This is a genomic window from Flavisolibacter tropicus (assembly GCF_001644645.1).
Classification (GTDB): Bacteria; Bacteroidota; Bacteroidia; order Chitinophagales; family Chitinophagaceae; genus Flavisolibacter; species Flavisolibacter tropicus.
This window is the reverse complement of the sequence record NZ_CP011390.1, coordinates 5,365,345-5,383,356: the sequence shown is the minus strand read 5'-3', so window position 1 is coordinate 5,383,356 and position 18,012 is coordinate 5,365,345. Positions and strand designations below refer to the sequence as shown.

General features: G+C 42.1%; 10 protein-coding genes. 4 read left to right on the top strand and 6 right to left on the bottom strand.

Annotation, left to right across the window (positions count from 1 at the left end; translation table 11 throughout):
• Positions 1–186 precede the first annotated feature (186 nt).
• From SY85_RS22890 to SY85_RS22875, 4 genes are all read left to right on the top strand, one after another.
• A complete protein-coding gene (locus SY85_RS22890; protein WP_066408174.1) occupies positions 187–948 on the top strand; it encodes a hypothetical protein in 762 nt (253 codons plus the stop codon).
• 24 nt (positions 949–972) lie between these two features.
• Entirely contained in the window at positions 973–1,560 is a 588-nt protein-coding gene (locus SY85_RS22885; protein WP_066408171.1) for a hypothetical protein, read from the top strand.
• A 259-nt stretch (positions 1,561–1,819) separates the two neighbouring features.
• Positions 1,820–6,628: a PKD domain-containing protein gene (locus SY85_RS22880; RefSeq protein WP_066408170.1), complete on the top strand. Its 4,809-nt coding sequence runs from the start codon at positions 1,820–1,822 to the stop codon at positions 6,626–6,628.
• A 45-nt stretch (positions 6,629–6,673) separates the two neighbouring features.
• On the top strand, positions 6,674–7,714 hold the full coding sequence (locus tag SY85_RS22875; protein ID WP_066408169.1) for a PorP/SprF family type IX secretion system membrane protein: 1,041 nt from the start codon (positions 6,674–6,676) through the stop codon (positions 7,712–7,714).
• Between the two features lie 187 nt (positions 7,715–7,901).
• Here SY85_RS22875 and SY85_RS25800 read toward each other — a convergent pair whose 3' ends face one another.
• The 6 genes from SY85_RS25800 to SY85_RS22845 all read right to left on the bottom strand — a co-directional run bounded on the left by SY85_RS25800 (position 7,902) and on the right by SY85_RS22845 (position 18,011).
• Positions 7,902–8,507 carry a hypothetical protein gene (locus SY85_RS25800; RefSeq protein WP_066408167.1) on the bottom strand — a complete coding sequence of 202 codons (606 nt, stop codon included), beginning with the start codon at positions 8,505–8,507 and terminating at the stop codon, positions 7,902–7,904.
• Between the two features lie 86 nt (positions 8,508–8,593).
• Positions 8,594–9,898, bottom strand: coding sequence for a DUF4302 domain-containing protein (locus SY85_RS22865; RefSeq protein ID WP_066410086.1), 1,305 nt, complete (start codon positions 9,896–9,898; stop codon positions 8,594–8,596).
• Between the two features lie 40 nt (positions 9,899–9,938).
• Positions 9,939–10,841 (bottom strand): zinc-binding metallopeptidase, encoded by a 903-nt coding sequence (locus SY85_RS22860; protein WP_066408165.1) that lies wholly within the window; start codon positions 10,839–10,841, stop codon positions 9,939–9,941.
• 17 nt (positions 10,842–10,858) lie between these two features.
• The gene (locus SY85_RS22855) at positions 10,859–12,331 is read right to left on the bottom strand and encodes a RagB/SusD family nutrient uptake outer membrane protein (protein ID WP_066408163.1); all 1,473 of its coding nucleotides are present in this window, start codon (positions 12,329–12,331) and stop codon (positions 10,859–10,861) included.
• Between the two features lie 34 nt (positions 12,332–12,365).
• Positions 12,366–15,776 carry a SusC/RagA family TonB-linked outer membrane protein gene (locus tag SY85_RS22850; protein ID WP_071892086.1) on the bottom strand — a complete coding sequence of 1,137 codons (3,411 nt, stop codon included), beginning with the start codon at positions 15,774–15,776 and terminating at the stop codon, positions 12,366–12,368.
• Between the two features lie 438 nt (positions 15,777–16,214).
• Positions 16,215–18,011, bottom strand: a complete 1,797-nt coding sequence (locus tag SY85_RS22845; RefSeq protein ID WP_066408161.1) for a MutS-related protein — start codon at positions 18,009–18,011, stop codon at positions 16,215–16,217.
• Position 18,012 lies beyond the last annotated feature (1 nt).

The window sequence follows — 18,012 nt, the reverse complement described above, 5'->3', positions numbered from 1 at the left end:
TATTAGTAAAAAAGCGGTGAAGATCTTCACCGCTTTTTTTATTCCCGCCGCTCTCAAACTCAGCAGTAGCAAGGCTTTTACACATTCAAAATAAATGGAACCTGGCTTTGAATTCTCCATTTAGATAGTAGCTTTGTTATTTCCCGCACCCCGCAATTCTGCAATCCTTAACCAAATTTCATCACCATGAGAATCAAAACTATCCTCCTGTTTTGGCTATCTGCTGCATTCCTACAAACACCAGCAAATGCACAAGGTCTTCTTAAAAAGGTCAAAGACAAGGTAAACCAAGCAGTTAATGCTGCCGGAGCCACTCCTGCCAGCACCCCATCTTCTACCAATAGCGGAAATAGCAACCGAAATACAGGCAATACAACCGGCGAAGGTCTTGTGATTACGCCGCCCGACGTAAATGAAAACCTGACATCGGCAGAAACAGCCTTCAAGAGTGGCAATTACAGTGAAGCCCGGTATTCTGTACAGCAAGCTATGCTAGGCGTAGAACTACAGATTGGCCACCAGGTATTGAAATCAATGCCTGCTTCTATTTCCGGCCTGAAGGCAGACACCACACAAGACAAAGTGGCCAGTGTAAGCTGGGGCTGGCAAGGACTTACCATACAACGTACGTATGGCACAGATGCCAAGCGATTAAATATAGGTATTGCCAATAACGCTGTATTACTACAGGCTGTCAACTTATACTTCACCAATGGTGGTTATGCAGAGAGCAGTAACCAACAGCAAAACTGGAAGCAGACCAAGGTAAAAGGCAACCGGGCGGTTATTGAATTTGACAAAAGCACGGGGTATAAACTCAGTGTGCCTTTAGGTCAAACATCCCTGTTAGTATATGAAGGCATCAACTTTGCCACTGAGCAGGAAATGATGACCGCAGCCAACCAGTTGGACATTGATCAAATTAAAAAGCTGTTAGGCGAAAAATAATCTAAACCTCCAAAACGACTAAGCATGAAAAAGTTATTCCTTCTCTCTATAATATCCCTATTAACATCCGCTGTTTTTTCTCAGGAATTTGCCAAGCAGGTTACTACAGCCCGAAGCGCCTATGCAGCCGGCAAACTGGATGACTCCCGTTTTGCTATGCAGCAAATGCTACAAGAGATTGACATGGTCATTGGCAAAGAAGTATTAAAAATATTACCCACTAAGATGGAAGATCAGATGGCCAGTACAGCCAAAGACCAGGTGATGGCCACCTCAGGTTTTATCGGTACGTCCATACACCGTGAATATGGTACAGGCGATAAAATGATCTCATTAGACCTTATAACTAACTCACCATTAATAGGCACGTTCAATGCCATACTTTCTGTACCATTCATTGCCAATACCGGCGATCAGAAAGTAATTAAGATTGACGGCTACAAAGCAGTTGTGCAAAAAGTTGGCAGCAACACCGACAAACCGGATTATGAAGTACAACTACCGCTGCACAATAACCTAATAACTTTCAAAGCGCCAGGCTACACCCAGGACCAGGTGATAAAAATGGCCAACACAATACCGGCCACTCAGATTGCCAAAATGCTTCAATAACACTATACATTACCGAAAGTTTTCCCTCTTTATAATAGTTGAGATATCTTATAGGCTCTTTCACCGAGCCTATAAGCATTTCAACCACCAAAACTTACAAGTCATCTTTTTTTAATTCATTCCAAAGACCGCTTTCCTAGTTTTGCGCCTTATCTGTATTTAAATCCTTTTTATCCTACCCGTGAATACTAACTGTTTACAGCACCCTTGTGCTGTGGAGTCCCAATCCTATTAAAAAACACGAACCGAAACTATCGCTATGAAACTAATTGTTACCGTACCTGGCAGGAAACTGTTATGGCTTTTATTCTTTTGTTTACAGTTCTCTATAAGCCACGCACAGCTATCGGCCAATTTTTCAGCCACGCCGCTATCAGGTTGTGCGCCGCTGGTGGTAAAGTTTACTGATGAGTCTACCGGCAATCCTACAGCGTGGAAATGGGATCTGGGTAATGGAACGGTCTCCTTTTTCCAAAACCCTTCTGCCACCTATTTTAACCCCGGCACGTATACGATAACACTTGAGGTTAAAAATGCCTCTGGTAGCCATACCATCACCAAAACACAATATATAACGGTATATGCTTCGCCAAGTGTTGACCTAATTAGTTCAGGAACTACTGGTTGCTATCCCTTTAAGGTGACCTTTACTGATAAAAGTACGCCAGGAGACGGCACGCTTTCCTCATGGCTTTGGGACTTTGGTGATGGGCAAACATCAAATGGCGCCAATGTGATAGACCATACGTATAACATACCCGGTGTCTACCACGTATCGCTACAAGCCACAAATAGCTTTGGATGCTCTTCTACCCGAACCTTTTTAAAATACATTACCATTAACGATGGTGTACAACCATCCTTTACGGTTAGTGCCCCTTCCAGTTGTACACTTCCGGTTTCGTATACGTTTAATAATTCCAGTACCGGCACTGGAACCTTAAGCTATTACTGGGAATTTGGTGATGGTAGCACGTCTACTGATAAAGATCCAACGCATGCCTTTGCTGTAGCCGGCGATTATACTATCAAACTAACGGCGACCAACGATAAAGGCTGCAGTACCACTAAAACACAAATATTGAAAGTTGGAGTAGCCAACACCAGTATTACAGCACCGGCCATTACCTGTATTAACGAGCCTGTTGTTTTTTCGAATTCCTCTGTCCCCTCTCCTGTTAGCGCAGCATGGGATTTTGGCGATGGAACAACTTCAACAGAGATCAATCCTACTAAAAGCTATGGTGCTGTAGGCATCTACACGGTTACCTTGAACAATGACTTTGGTAGCTGTAAGGGTTCTGTAACCAAGACCATTGAAGTTATCAATCGACCAACAGTAGAATTTACAGCCGATAATACGGCAAACTGTCAGCCATATACAGTCAATTTTACTAGCAATGCACCCGATGCAGTAACTTATGACTGGGACTTTGGTGACGGCAAAACCTCAGCCGGCAAGGACCCGTCACACACCTATACTGCTCCTGGCTTTTATACTGTACGTCTTAGCATCACTAACAAAGCAGGCTGTACCCAATTGATTGAAAAGAAAGATTACATCAAAATAAAAGCTCCGGCAGTTGCAATTATAAACCTCCCCACAGAAGGTTGTGTACCTCTTAGGGTTACTCCAGTTCTTGATATAAATACCGTTGACCCTATTACAGATTACCAATGGGATTTTGGTGACGGAGGGACAGCAACAGGAAAGACACCTACCTATATTTATACCAAAACAGGCAAGTTCGCCGTAACCTTAACCTATAAAACAAAAGGAGGGTGTACATATAAAATAACTATCCCGGATGGCGTAAAGGTTGGCGATAAACCCAATGTGAACTTCTCAGTTTCTCCAACTGACTTCTGTGCTTCTGTAGCGGCTCAATTCACCGATCTTTCTACAGCCACACCACCAGTAGATCGCTGGCTCTGGAACTTTGGCGATGGAACTACTTCAGCGCTCCAAAACCCCAACCATGCGTTTGATGGAATTGGCAAATTTAATATTACACTTACCGCTTTTAGTAATGGCTGCCCTTCTACATTGACCATTCCAGATATGGTTAATGTAAAGGCTCCTATTGCCAGGTTCGCTGTAGACATGTGTTCAGATCCCTTTACCAAAACATTTGCAGATCTATCCATTTTACCAGAAACCTGGTTTTGGGAGTTTGGCGATGGCGCTACCTCTACTGATCAAAGCCCTACCCATACCTATGCAGCTAAAGGCATTTACGAGGTAAAACTTACGGTTACAAATAGCACCTGTAGCTATACCACAAAAAAAACGATTAAGGTCATTGATGATAAGATAAGCTTGGCTGTAACCGATGATCTTATTTGTAGAAACGCAGACGTAACTTACGAGATAAAGGGTGCCGATCCTGCCAATGTAAAATCGTATAATTGGGTTCCTAACTATGCACCACCATTTGCAGGGACTACCAGCTGGAAACAATCCTATGCAAACCGGGGAACTTATAAAGTAGATGTACGCATCAGGGATATTAACGACTGTTTTATTTCTTTAAGCCAAGAGGTGAAGGTAATAGCTCCCCGTCCGGACTTTACGCCTATTAAAACAGAAATTTGTATTGGCAATACAGTCTCTTTTACTGATAATTCAAATCCTTCAGATCCTGCATACCCGCTTACTAAATGGGAAGTTGATTATGGTGATGGAAGTAAAGAATCTATAACACCACCCAGCTTTGATCATCTTTATACGAAGGGTAACACTTATACCGTAAAGATGACCGTAACGGATAATGAAGGTTGTACCGAAACAGTAACCAAAACAAACCTGATAACTATTGCAGATCCGCAGGCTTCGTTTACTTCTCCCAATAAATTATCCTGTACCACAAAGGACATTCAATTTAACAACACCTCTACCGGCGTAGGCATTAGTTACCAATGGACCTTTGGTGATGGACAATCCAGCACCGATATTGATCCTAAGATCAACTACACAGCCGAGGGTGAGTTTGATGTGCAGCTGGTAGTAACAGACGGCTTTGGTTGTATTGCTAAAGCTGACTCCTTAAAGTATATTAAAGTATATGATCCTGTAGCCAAGATCACTACTACAGGCGTGTTTAGTTCTTGCCCACCATTGCTTTCCAACTTTGTTAATGATTCCAAGAATTATATTGGCCAGGTTTGGGATTTTGGCGATGGTTCAAAATCGGCAGATAAAAACCCCGACCATTTCTATACCTATCCGGGCGATTATGAAGCCATACTAACCGTAACCGGTAACGGTGGTTGTATATCAACTACCAAGCAAACGATACAGGTTCTTGGCCCTAAAGGAACGTTTACCTATACAGATGGTGAAGGCTGCACACCTGTAAAAATTAGCCTGACCGGTAATACAAAAGATATAGCCACTTTCATTTGGGACTTAAATGATGGAAATACCATTACTACCCCAGATAATAAAATAGATTACACCTACACCAGGCCAGGTGAGTATGTTCCAAAAATGATCTTGAAAGATGTTGCTGGTTGTCAGGTCCCGATCACTGGGGACCATCCTATAAAAGTGTATGATATCAGCACAGGGTTAACACTCGACAAAGTACTGCTTTGTGATAAAGGTGAAGTAAACCTAACCGCCTCCCCTGTTACCAACGATCTGATAGAATCTTATACCTGGACATTGGGAGATGGAAATAGTGCTACGGGAACAACCAATACTTATAAATATGGCTATTCTGCAACAGGCTTGTATCCTGTAAAAGTACTGGTGGAAACTAAACACCATTGTATTGCAGAAGCGCTAGGCCAAGTAAAAATTGTACAATCGCCCAAGGCAAAAATTACAGGCCCGGACCAGGCTTGCGTACCGGCCACTTTCCAGTTTAATGGTCACCTGGACAATAGTGATACATCGACATTATTCCAATGGTCATGGGACTTTGCTAATGGCCAGTTATCTACAGATAAGGATCCAACGCCGATCATGTATGGAAATGACGGTGATTATGCCGTTAAGCTTCGCTTAACCAATTCATCTGGTTGTATGGATGAAGTGATTCATAACGCCAAAGTACATCCGTTACCCAAGACAGATGCCGGAGCAGACTTCATACTCTGTAGAGATCAATCCAAAACGTTGCAAGCAACAGGCGCACAAAGCTATGTTTGGTCGCCGGCCACTTCACTATCCTGTACTAATTGCGCTACACCCGTTGCCAATCCTACTGCAACTATCAAGTATAAAGTAGAAGGTATTGACACGCATGGAAGTTTACAGTGTAAAACTTCAGATGAAATAGTAGTAACCGTTCAGCAGCGATTTACTGTTACAGCTAATAAAGGAGACACATTATGTGTTGGTGAGAAGTATGGCTTAGAAGCCAGCGGTGCCGATCTATACCAGTGGACACCCGCAACAGGTTTGGATAAACCAACATCCGATAAACCTATTGCCAACCCAACGTCTACTACTTTGTATACGGTAACCGGGCGCGACAGAAATGGATGCTTTACGTCCACAGCTACGGTACCTGTGACCGTGTACCCCTATCCGACAGTAGAGCTTGGAGCCAACGTGGAAGTAAACGTAGGCTTCCCTTATCAACTTAAACCGACCCTGTCTGCAGATGTTACAGCCATCCAATGGTCGCCATCATTGGGCTTAAGTTGTAACGATTGTCCTGACCCGGTAGCTACTCCAAAGCTGAATACAACCTATAAGATCCAGGTAGAAAATAAAGGAAAGTGTATTGCAGAAGACAATATCACACTCTTTACTGTTTGCAAAGGAGAAAATATGTTTTTACCTAATACCTTCTCGCCTAACGGTGACGGTTATAATGAAGCGTTTTACCCAAGAGGCCGGGGCCTGGCATCGGTAAAAACCTTCCGCATTTTCAATCGCTGGGGCGAGGCCGTTTTTGAAAGCGCCAACTTTAAAGTAAACGACCGATCCAAGGGATGGGATGGCAAGTTTAAAGGCCAACTGGCTTCTTATGACGTTTATGTATACATCATCGACGTGATCTGCGAAAACGGTACCCAATTAACATTTAAAGGAGATGTAACCTTATTGCGATAAGGTTACATCTTTAATACCAATATCCTATAAAACGCCTCTGTATTTATGACTACTAAGAAACCAGGTATGAAATGGATGGCATTGTGTATGGTTAGCTTCCTCCATTTATCTATACCCACAAAAGCACAGGATATACATTTCTCACAATTGTTTGAAACACCCTTATTGCGAAACCCTGCGCTTGCCGGGCTTTTTGAAGGAGACATTCGCATACAAGGTGTATACCGTGATCAATGGAATAGCTTTGTAAACGGCTACCGAACAGGATCATTTAATGTTGAATATAAAATGCCTGTAGGCCAAACCGACAACTACTATACGATTGCCGGACAGGTTTTATACGACAAAGCTGGATCTGCTGGTTTAACGCAAACACATCTTCTGCCGGCCATCAATTACCACAAGTCGTTGAGCAGCGATAGAAGTTCTTACCTGTCTGTTGGATTCATGGCAGGCCTTGTTCAAAAACGAATAGATCTGACAAAGGTTACTACCGATATGCAGTACAATGGTACCCGCGTAGACCCACGTAACTTACCAGGGGAAAACCTGGCTAATGTCAATCAATCTTATTTTGATGGAAGTGTTGGAGTTAGCTATAACACCGAATACGGCGACAATAACACTTTCTTCCTGGGTGGCGCCTATCATCATGTAAATCGCCCTAAGAGCAGTTTCTATAGAAATGCAAATGTAGAGATCAAGCCAAAGTATGTTTTCTCTATAGGCACAAAAATGAATATTAATGATCAAAGCTATTTAACGATACAGGCAGACCAAAGCATGCAGGGAAGTTTTAAAGAAACGCTTGGAGGAATTCTTTATTCACTCAAGCTGGCCGAAACCTATGAAGGGCCTTTATATGTTTTGCATGTTGGTACTATGCTTCGTTGGAAGGATGCTATAGCACCGGTCGTTAAACTGGATAAAGAAAAGCTTTCATTCGCGTTTAGCTACGACGTAAATATTTCCACATTAAAAACGGCAAGCATAGGGCGTGGAGGGTCTGAACTTTCAATCGTTTACCGAAGCTTTCTGGATCGTCCCAATTCGACCAAGGGTGTATTATTATGTCCGCGATTTTGAGGAAGTGTAAAGAAGTTTGTAGAGCGTTTATGAGTTCACATGTTTACTTGTTCACATGTTCACATGTTCACATGTTTTGTTTAATAAGAAGATGAACATGATTGCCGTTGCAATTAAAACGAACAGCCCTGCCAGAAGGCAGGGCTATAAATGTTTAATTGAGGTATTATAGCTGTTAGATTATTGCTTAATCCTTAAGGCCTAAGTAAGCTTTCACTTCAGCGTAATTATTCCAGTTAATATTACTTCGTCCTGTTTGCCCACCAGGAATTAACACATAGCGATATTGCCATACCTTTTGGTTTTGTTGTGTGAAAGAGCTCACATTAAAATTGGCGTACAGAAAGATCTTTTGGACTTTAAAAAAGGTATTAATTGTTAGAGGGGCATTAAACATAGCTCCGGTTTCAAAATAAGGAAGTGCCACTACAGTAGGATCGGCGGCTGTATTTGCATTCCAATAAACTTTAATTATACCCTTATTAATAATGCTGTCAACCAATTTAGGTGCATCTATGAGTGCAATAAAGCCTAAAGTGTCTATAACAGCTCCTGTATGTATAGTATCGGCCGCATAGGGTACATCCAGCCAATTTGAGTAAATCACATTTGAACTTCCTGGTTGACCAGCAGGGCCAGTAGCGCCAGCAGGACCTTGAGCACCTACAGCACCAGCCGGACCAGCTGGGCCAGCAGGACCTTGAGCGCCATCCTCTCCTTTTTGACAAGACACTATAGTTACAGCCAGAACTATACTAAGAAATAAGGGAAAAAGGGTGTTGCTTTTTTTCATGTGTTTGATTTTTTAGTGTTGAGTTTATAATATAATTAGTACGTGTTTACATCGGGCTACGGATCGATCCGAATCCACATTTGTGCTTAACGCACCCAGCTTACCCAGATCTTAGAATCTGCGGCGCTCACCATATCATAGCTTCTGTCACCTGTCTGTACGAAATAATAACCTTGAGAAGAAAGCAATTGCGTTCTTGTTTGAGCGGCCGGGCCTGTGGTTGGATATGGGCCATAATTTCCTAGCAATGTAAACACAGCGCGGCCATCAGAAGTAAACTGAGGTATATTGGGTGCTGCTCCATATCTCAGTTCTAACCCAGTGCCTGCGGCATCGATAAATACTGGTCCAAACAGATCATTGCTTCCGGGATCATAAGCAGGCCAGTATATGAAATAGTAATATTTAGTATCAAGGGTTTTAAGACCGTAAGCATCATCAACACCATTTACATGAAAGCCGTCCTGGGTAATCCAATAAGCATCGATATTAGCAGCGTCCTGCCACCAACGCCTAGGGGCAGCGGCATCCACCACCAATGGCCTGGCAGCACCTGCAATCGTAGTTGCAGTTCCATTTATGGAAACATTTAAAATGTAATTAGTGCCGTCCCAGCTATTTATTATTATCAGATTAACAACTTCACTACCTGTATTAAAAGGCGTTTTCAAAATAATACCTCCTGAACCGTAGTTGTACTCGGTAGAGAATTGCCTGGGTGTACCGCTTCCATCAATCCATGTAAAAGTGATTATGCGACTTAGCAAATTCACACTTACTTCATAATCTTTCCCCCCAATTTTTACTCTCTTGAAATAATTCAGGATCTTATTGACATTCTCAAAAGACAAAGCCTTAGCCCATCCACCATTTTGCCAAACATCAAGGTCTTGCTGAGTGGCCTTTATCAACTTGAGTTTTGAACCATTTTTTCTACCGGTCAGATAAATAGTTTCTGAAACAAGAGAGTCAAGGGAAAATTCAAAATCTGCTCCTAGCCCTTGCCCATAAGTGCCCCCATTTACGCTAGCATCAGGGTCGGCCAGTATATGGAGGTATGAATAGGTATCAAATAACAGAGAAGGAGTTTGCAACGCTTTCAGGCGATAACTGCTTTCATATTCTTTTACAGCCGTTTCACTGTTTATGTCGGCAAACATAAATACCCTGTTGGTATTATTGAACCGGAAATGAAAATTGTAAACATCACCACTGCTAAGAAGCAAGGTAGCTTTCCATCCCGCAGGTGAACTTGATAATGCCGATTGGTATTTATTCAATTCCTCATTGAGCCTTTCGTCTGGCGATTGTTCGAATAAAGTATCATCCTCTTTCTTACAAGCAGAAAAAAGGAGTACCAGGAAGAGGAAAAATATAATATTGCGTTTCATGTAATACTTTTTACCGTTTTGTACGGGTTGAGCGTTCTTATTAATAAAGTTCTTTTTCAATGGCGGTTCTTACCCTTGCCTGCAGGGAGTAAAAGTCAATCTTCCATGCCTGCTTGAAGTAGTTCACAACCAAAGTTTCTTTCTGTCGTAGTTTAGCTTTTGCCTGTTCTGCAGTGGTACCTCTTACGCTGGTGCCGGTGATACTGTTTACGATCTTATCAAAACCAGGTCTGCCTTCAATCATCATTATAGAAATCATTTCTACAAAGTCTTCAAATGGGTTTGATAAAGCATAAGCGGTAACAAAGCCATCTTTACGAGCCTCTATATCATTCGTGTTGATCCAATCACTGGTATAAAACCCTTGACAAACCGCATCAAATTCAACTGGTCGTCGTATGTTCTGGTCCAGGATATGACCAAACTCGTGATGGATCACATGGAACATTTGCTTAGGCACAGAAGAATCAGCCGGTACATAACCAGCCATTGTTTTATTTCTAAATTCATTCAGTAAGTACAATACTATTTTACGGCCCCCTTCAGCGGTACCAAGCGTTATACTACCATCAAGGTTCCAGCTGGCACTACCTGCCAAAACAAAAAACTTGGGTGAATATGTTTTAAAGAAAAGTTCTCCCCCTTCTGCGATATATGGATCTATCCATACTTTTTTAACTGACCGCATTACTGGTACCACCTTTTCTTCTTTAGGAGGTACTATGGTTTTATTGATCTCCAGTTCAAACTGGTCCCATTTGTATTTAGTGGCTATATTAAACGGCACTGTAAGTGTATCGTGCAGCCATTGATCAATAGGCCCCTTTGCCCATGTATCTCCACCCAGACCAGGTATATCATCAACATGCAAAGGGTCTTCTTTTTTGCAGGAAAACAGGCTCACTGCAGCAAGAAGGGATAATAAGAATTTAGTTAGTCGCATAAATATTTTTTATAGAGTTATCTTGGATTTTGTTCAACACCGGATTGTTTAGCTGTTGCCGGAATCTGAAAAACACGCCTCAGATCGTTTGGAGCCAGCGTATAGGTTTCACCAGTAGTTGTCCGGTGTGTTACAGGTGCTTTATAGCGCAGCAGATCAAACCAGCGCAACCCTTCGTGAATAAACTCGGTACGCTTGTAAGCAAGAATGGTAGCAAGCAAGCCTAGCTGTACATCTGCTATACCATAATAATTTCTGATCTTATCTTCTGTCAGTGTGTGTGAAGCTGCCGAATAGCCTTTTATCCGTGTGCTCAGGTAAGTGTTCAACAAGCTTATAGCACTACTAAACTGGCCTTTTTGCGTATAGGCTTCAGCCATGTTAAACAACACCTCTTCCACCGTAAATAGTGGAACCATTACGTATCCATTACCAATTTCAGCGTTTACAGAAACCTTTACGAAATACTCACTGATCTTAGGAACAACAAAGTGATTATCAGTATACGAACCTGTAGGCATAGCCCAAGATCCACCTGTTACAGGTACCGTTCTTAAAATCTGATTTCTTATTTCGGGTGTCATGGCATAGCGGGCTGCTACATTGGTGCGGAACCAGTAAGAGTTGGTCTCGGCCAAAAGCAGGTTGGCATTCTCTGTGGCTTTAGCATAACGGGGAGCAATATCATTTAACCCAATGGCACTATACTCTGTATTCCAAGGTCTGAGGTTAGGCAGAAAATTGTTATTTGGCACTGCCTGTCCAGCATATACTAAGACCTTGTCATATTCCTTCTTATATAAATAGAACCTGGCAGCGAAAGCATTTGCTGCGGCCCGATTGAAATGGTATTTAGGAACAGTGTAGGCATTATCGTTGATATAAGGCAATCCTGCCAACAAGTCTTTTTCAATCATTTCATACACTGATGCTACGGTACCTCTGCTGTATTGCTTAATAAAATTCTTTTCCGGAACAGTTACATAAGGAATCCCAGGATCTGATGCCGCAGTAGCTGGATCGTAAAACTTCGAAAAGATATTCACCAACATAAAATGGGAATAGGCTCTTGCCACAAGAGCTTCGGCACGTTGTGCCTGATAAGCAGCTTGGTCTGTTTGCACACCTATTGTTTCCAATGCCTGGTTACAAGCGGCGATAGCCTTGTAACAAGCAAACCAGTAAAACTCCGGACTATCTTCACTAATTGACCGTGTATCTCTAAAGAAGTAGGCATCAGCATTAGCGGTAGTCAAATCTGCACTTCCGGCGTCGCCAAATCCAATATCACCTACGTTGTCTGTTGACGTTTCTATAAAAGGAATATAATTGGCACCTGGATAAGCAGTTCCTAAAAGCTGTGACACTTTTTCTGGCGTATTCAGCGTGGCCCTGTTATCAGGCTCCTTTTCCAGGAATTTATTGCAGGATGATAGAACAACTATTCCTGCAACGGTGTATGTTATATTTCGAATGACTCTATTTTTCATTATTTGCTGTTTCTAGGATTTTAGTAATAACTCTTTATAGTCCCAGTTTAATTGATAGTGCAGCTTGCTTTTGAATAGGCTGTGCCACCCCACCAGCATTAAAGAATTCAGGATCTTGTCCTTTTAACGCTTCATCGGAATAAAGCAACCAGAAGTTATTCAAGGCTGCCGTGATGGAACAGTTTTTCAGGAAGGACAAACGATCTAGCATTTTCTTACCCATCTGATAGGTCAGTGAGATCGTTTTAACACGTACAAAGCCACCATCGGCTACCCTTGCTGTTGAGTAATTATAGTTGTTGTAAGGATAGGCGCCACTGGTTAAATAGGTATAAAGACCATCTGATATAGCTGGCACATTTGTTATCTGTTCATCACCGATCATTTCCCAGCGATCATAGAATTCTTTTGACATAGCATCCAGATCTACGTATGCACTGCGGAAGGCCGGGTATAAGCGGATCTTATTTCCTGCCTGGTAAGTAAGAAATGCATTCAGTGATAAGGTTTTATAGCTGAATGTATTAGAAAAACCGCCGGTTATAATAGGATCAACTGGTCCTTCATATACCAGGTGATCTATTTTATCATCTTGCAGGTATACGCTTTGGCTTACTTTACCTGTTTCATCAATAAATTCAGGAATACCAGTAGATGGATTAAGTCCTTTGAATTTGATAGAGAACAAACTATTAACTGGATACCCTTGGCGGTTGCCTCCTTCTGGTTTTACTAAGTCCCAGATCAAAGGCACATTCTGCGCATTTGTAATTTGTGTTTCGTTATAGCCAAACGTAAGTGTGGATTTCCAATCAAAGTTTTGTTGCTTCAGGATTTGTCCGCTTAACAGAAATTCAAAACCCTGCGATTTCATATCTGCGTAGTTAGCTGCCTTATAAGCTTCACCACCAACACCTGATGTTTTAACACGACTAATTAAATCAAAACTTCTTCTGCTATACGCATCCACGCTGGCTGTAAGACGGTTTTTGAACAAACCGAAATCGACACCCACGTTGGCCTGGTAATTCTTTTCCCAGGTAAGATCTGCGTTTTCCAGGTTTACGAGGCTGATGATCGATTCCCTTTCATCGGCGTAGGGCCGGTTAGTAATACCGCTTCTCAAAACAACAGCAGAGTTAGTAGCAGGTCCTAAGTTAGCCGTGATACCATAGCTGGCTCTCAATTTCAGGTAATCAAAAACGCGTACATTTTCCATAAAATGTTCCCGTTCCACGTTCCAGGCACCACCAAAGCTCCAGGTAGGTAACCAGCGTGCACTACGTGATGCACCTAAGCGGTTAGATCCATCATAGCGCACTGTTCCATACAGGTTATACTTTTTATCAAAAGTGTATTGTGCGTTTAAGTAGAATGCTGCGAAACGATCGTAGTAATTAGACATTCCATAATAGGGAAAATTCGATTCGATCGCTTGCTTCAATATGCGGTAATCCACAAATGGAATGCCTCCGTTCTCATATTGATAACCATAACCAGTATTTTCAAAATTCTGCCGATCTGTATATTTTATTTGTTGCCCCAATAAAGCGCTTACTTCATGTACGCTATTAAAGGTCTGATTATAATTAAGGCTATTGCGCACATCAAAGTTCTTCATTTGGTCTTCGGCACGGTTGTAGAACCCTCCATAAGGTAACACTACTACTTTCGGATCATCAGGGTGGTCAGGATCCTGGTATAAGAACTTATTGGCTTTATTCACCGTAGCGTTTTCGTTTGCCCGGTAAGCGTTCGCCATGTTGGAGTTTTCAGTGATCTGATGCTCTCTGGATGACTTCACATAGCGTAGGGCGCCTATAAATTCATAACGCAAGTGCTTATTAAATTTATAGCCTAATTCACCTTGCAGCTTCAAGTCCATCACACTCAGGTCTATATAGTTATTTGCTAATTCGTTGATGATATTAAACGGAGCAAAGTTTCTTCTGAAGTATTCCAGGTTGCCATTCTCGTCATAAGCCGTCATAGCCCGGTTTGTGTTCAAGGCATAACTAAAGGGGTTGATATCGAAATCTCTATCAAACTGACCAGAAACGGGGTTGCTGTTGCGGTTAAGCGTGCCCGGCGCTCTTTGTTGTCTTACCGAACCTACTGCTAAAAAACCAGTGCTTAACTTATCATTGAACGAATAATTATTGCGGAAGTTCAACGTATACCTTTTTACGTTATCCGCAATGGTCCAACCATTATCATAATAAAAACTGGTGGAGAAGAACGATTGAGACTTGTCGGTACCACCTGAAATGCTTAATGAATGCTCCTGCGTCAATGAATTTTGAAAGAGAATATCAAACCAATCGGTATTGGCATTTGCATAGCGTAACAGGAATGCTTTTCTTGCCTCCGGTGTATTTTGCAAAAGGAATTGACCATTAGCACCCAGCGCATTCAGATTATTGAACATTTGTCCATAAACGCCGTAGTCAGCCCTATTTAAGACATCTGAGTTCAAGAACCCTTTTCTTTCTAATTCACCCAAGACTGACATCTGTTGGGCGGAGTTCATGATATTATAATCAGTATAAACGGGCTTTAACTGGGTACTAAAGTTGGCTGTATAAGCAACAGTGGGCTTTCCAGAACGACCTTTTTTAGTAGTAATAACCACCACGCCGTTCATGGCCCTGGCACCATAAAGCGCAGTAGCTGCTGCATCTTTGAGGATGTCAATTGTTTCAATATCATTAGAGTTGATCCCCGCAACAGATGATCCCAATAAAGTTGTTGGGTCTCCACTTGACAGCTGATCATTGGAAATATTAACGATGTCTTCCAGTACGACGCCATCTACTACCCAAAGCGGTTTATTATCGCCATTAATGGAGGTAGCACCACGAACCCGCACTTTTGGCGCTGCTCCAAACGTACCGGAAACGTTTTGAACTGATACACCTGCGGCACGCCCTTCCAGCAAACGGTTTACATCTGTTACACCTGTTACTTTAATATCATCCATCTTTAAAGTAGCTGCGGAACCGGTAAACTTCTTTTTATCCAGTCGCTGGAAGCCGGTAACAACAACCTCCCCCAATTCACCATCAACCTTGTTAAGCGCAACATCCAGTGAACTTTGCCCGGTATAAGCAATGGTTTGTGTGCCCCTACCCGTAAAAGAAAAAATTAGATTGTCACCTCTTCTGCCCTCTATTGAAAATAACCCCGCTGCATTGGATACTGTTCCTCGCTTGGTACGCTGGTTTTCTACTGAGGCCCCGGCCAATGGAACGCCGTCCTCAGCGTTCAAAACCTTACCTGTAATTCTAGTAGCTGGAATAGTATCCTGAAAAGGAATACCCCGGATACCTGCATTCCCCAAGGCATTAATACATGTAAGCGAGAATACAGAAGGAAGCAGTAATGTAAACAGCCATCTCCTATTCTTCACAGACCAAAGATGGCGACCCTTCACATGATGAATCATAAACCGATAATATTTGGAGTGTTATAAAACTTAAGAGTGGAAATGCGATGACTCGGCAAATACCATTTTATTTGCTTGGCTCTTCACGTTAGATACTCAATATTCTGAGGGCAGGCATCGCCATACCTGTAGCCAATTAGAAAGCAATGATTAGTTCATGTGTACGCTTACTGAAACAATTTCGGCGGGACGTCGATTAATCATTCCCAAACCTCACATTCAGTGTATTGGAGATATTCAGACCACTATTCCGGCAAAGCCGTTATAGGATCCGAAACTTCTCCTGCCCATTGAGGATCAAGATACTGAAGTTTAACGTTAAAGTCAATCCGCTGTTTATCAGGAAGCTATTTTTTTGGTAGGAACGGTATCAGATTACATTTTCGTTTAATAAAAACGGTATCCGACAGCAGCGAAAAACAGACAAGAAAATAGGCATCATAACTCGATGCCTATTTTCTTCATTAGCAGGGAAGCATTCAAGCTATGGCAAACGCCATGCTTTAACTTATAATCAAAGTATAATTCGTTATTCTCTACCTGCACATCAAAGTGGTAGTTTTCAATAGCATTGCTGAATTCTTCCTGCAGGTTAGTAAGCTCAATATCATGCGTGGCTATGATAGCAACGGCCTGCTCTTTGATCAATTGCCGGATCAGTGCTTTTGATCCTATATGCCGATCGAGCGAGTTAGTGCCACGCAGAATCTCATCCAGCAATACAAACATAGGCTGGTGTTGTTTTACGGCTGTTATAATTGACTCTAGTTTTTTCAGCTCGGCGTAGAAGGTTGACGTATTTTCAGCCAGGTTATCCGCAATTCGCATACTGCTCATTAAACCCATAGAAGATAATGAAAGGCTGGTAGCACAAACTGGTGCCCCTATTTGTGCTAATACAAGGTTTACTCCTAAACTACGGAGAAAGGTACTTTTACCTGCCATGTTAGAACCGGTGATCAATGCTACCTTTCCTTTACCGTTTAATTGAAAATCGCTGGTTACACGCTTAGAAGCTGCCAGTAAAGGATGCCCAATGGCTTTACCTTGCAGGGTAAAGTAGTCCTCGAAAATAGGAAGCGCCCATTGTGGCTGGTTGAAATGCAAGGTAGCTAAGCTGTTGACCACTTCAAACTCGGCGATGGCTGTGAAAGCTTTGGGTAGGACTGTTTTACTATTTTCTTTCCATTTATTCAAAGCCCGCATTTGACGAACATCCCAAAGAAGGAAACTATTCAACACCATAAAGACAAAGACATTCAACCGGAGATCAAATCGATTTAATATGTCTTTTAGTTCTTTAATTTGTATATATGCCTTTTGTTGATTGGTCTGAATGCCTTGCTGTAATCCAGTTAATAAAGAAGATGTGAAGCGCTTCTCCTCTATGCACTTCACCAAATCTGATATTGTATCTACAGATTGTACAATACCCGATAGTTGTAAATAAGCCTTCATTACTTTCCGGCTTATCAGTGTACCAGTAATGAAGTATACCAGAAATAAAAAAGAGAAGACAGGAGCTGGTATATAATCCATTATTGCGCCGATAGCTGTAGCTATAGTAATAATCGAATAAACAGGAAGAATAAAGCGCCAGCTATGACTGGTAAAAACAGCTTCGTCCTGGTCAAGCCAACTGCTAATCTTTTTTTGAATGGTCTGTGTTACAGGTGTGCGTTTGGCTGTTGCCTGAAAGCGCTGACGCCACTCTAACAGAGGCGCTAATTCTTGAATGGCAGCCTGACGCTCGTTTACCATTTTTATAGGTAGCTGATTAATTAAATTGTCAGCCAAAAGCGCTCTCCCCTGCTCTGTTTGCGCCCTGTTTATTAGTTGGTAGATGGAGGACTTGCCAAACAGGTCAATATCAGCTGCGTATGGGTGTTCATCTGGCTGAAAGCCACTACCATCGTAAAGGTGTTGGTAGTTATGTTGCAAAACATGCAGCTCATCTTTATTGATCTCAATAAGATGATTGGTGTAAGCAATAGCCGTGTTATTAGAAGTATCAATGCTGACAATAGCTAGAAAGGCCGCAATAGCAATAACAACCACCAGCCAGCCTAAGACTCCAAAACCTGAAAATGTGAAGTAGGCTATTATAGCAGCGATGATAATAGTAGCCAAACGTGTCCACCCTAAAACGTTTTGCTTATGCTTTAATGCTTGTAAGATTTGAACATGCTGCTGCTTGCGTTGTTCATACTGGCTATGAGGGGAAAGATCTAGCATA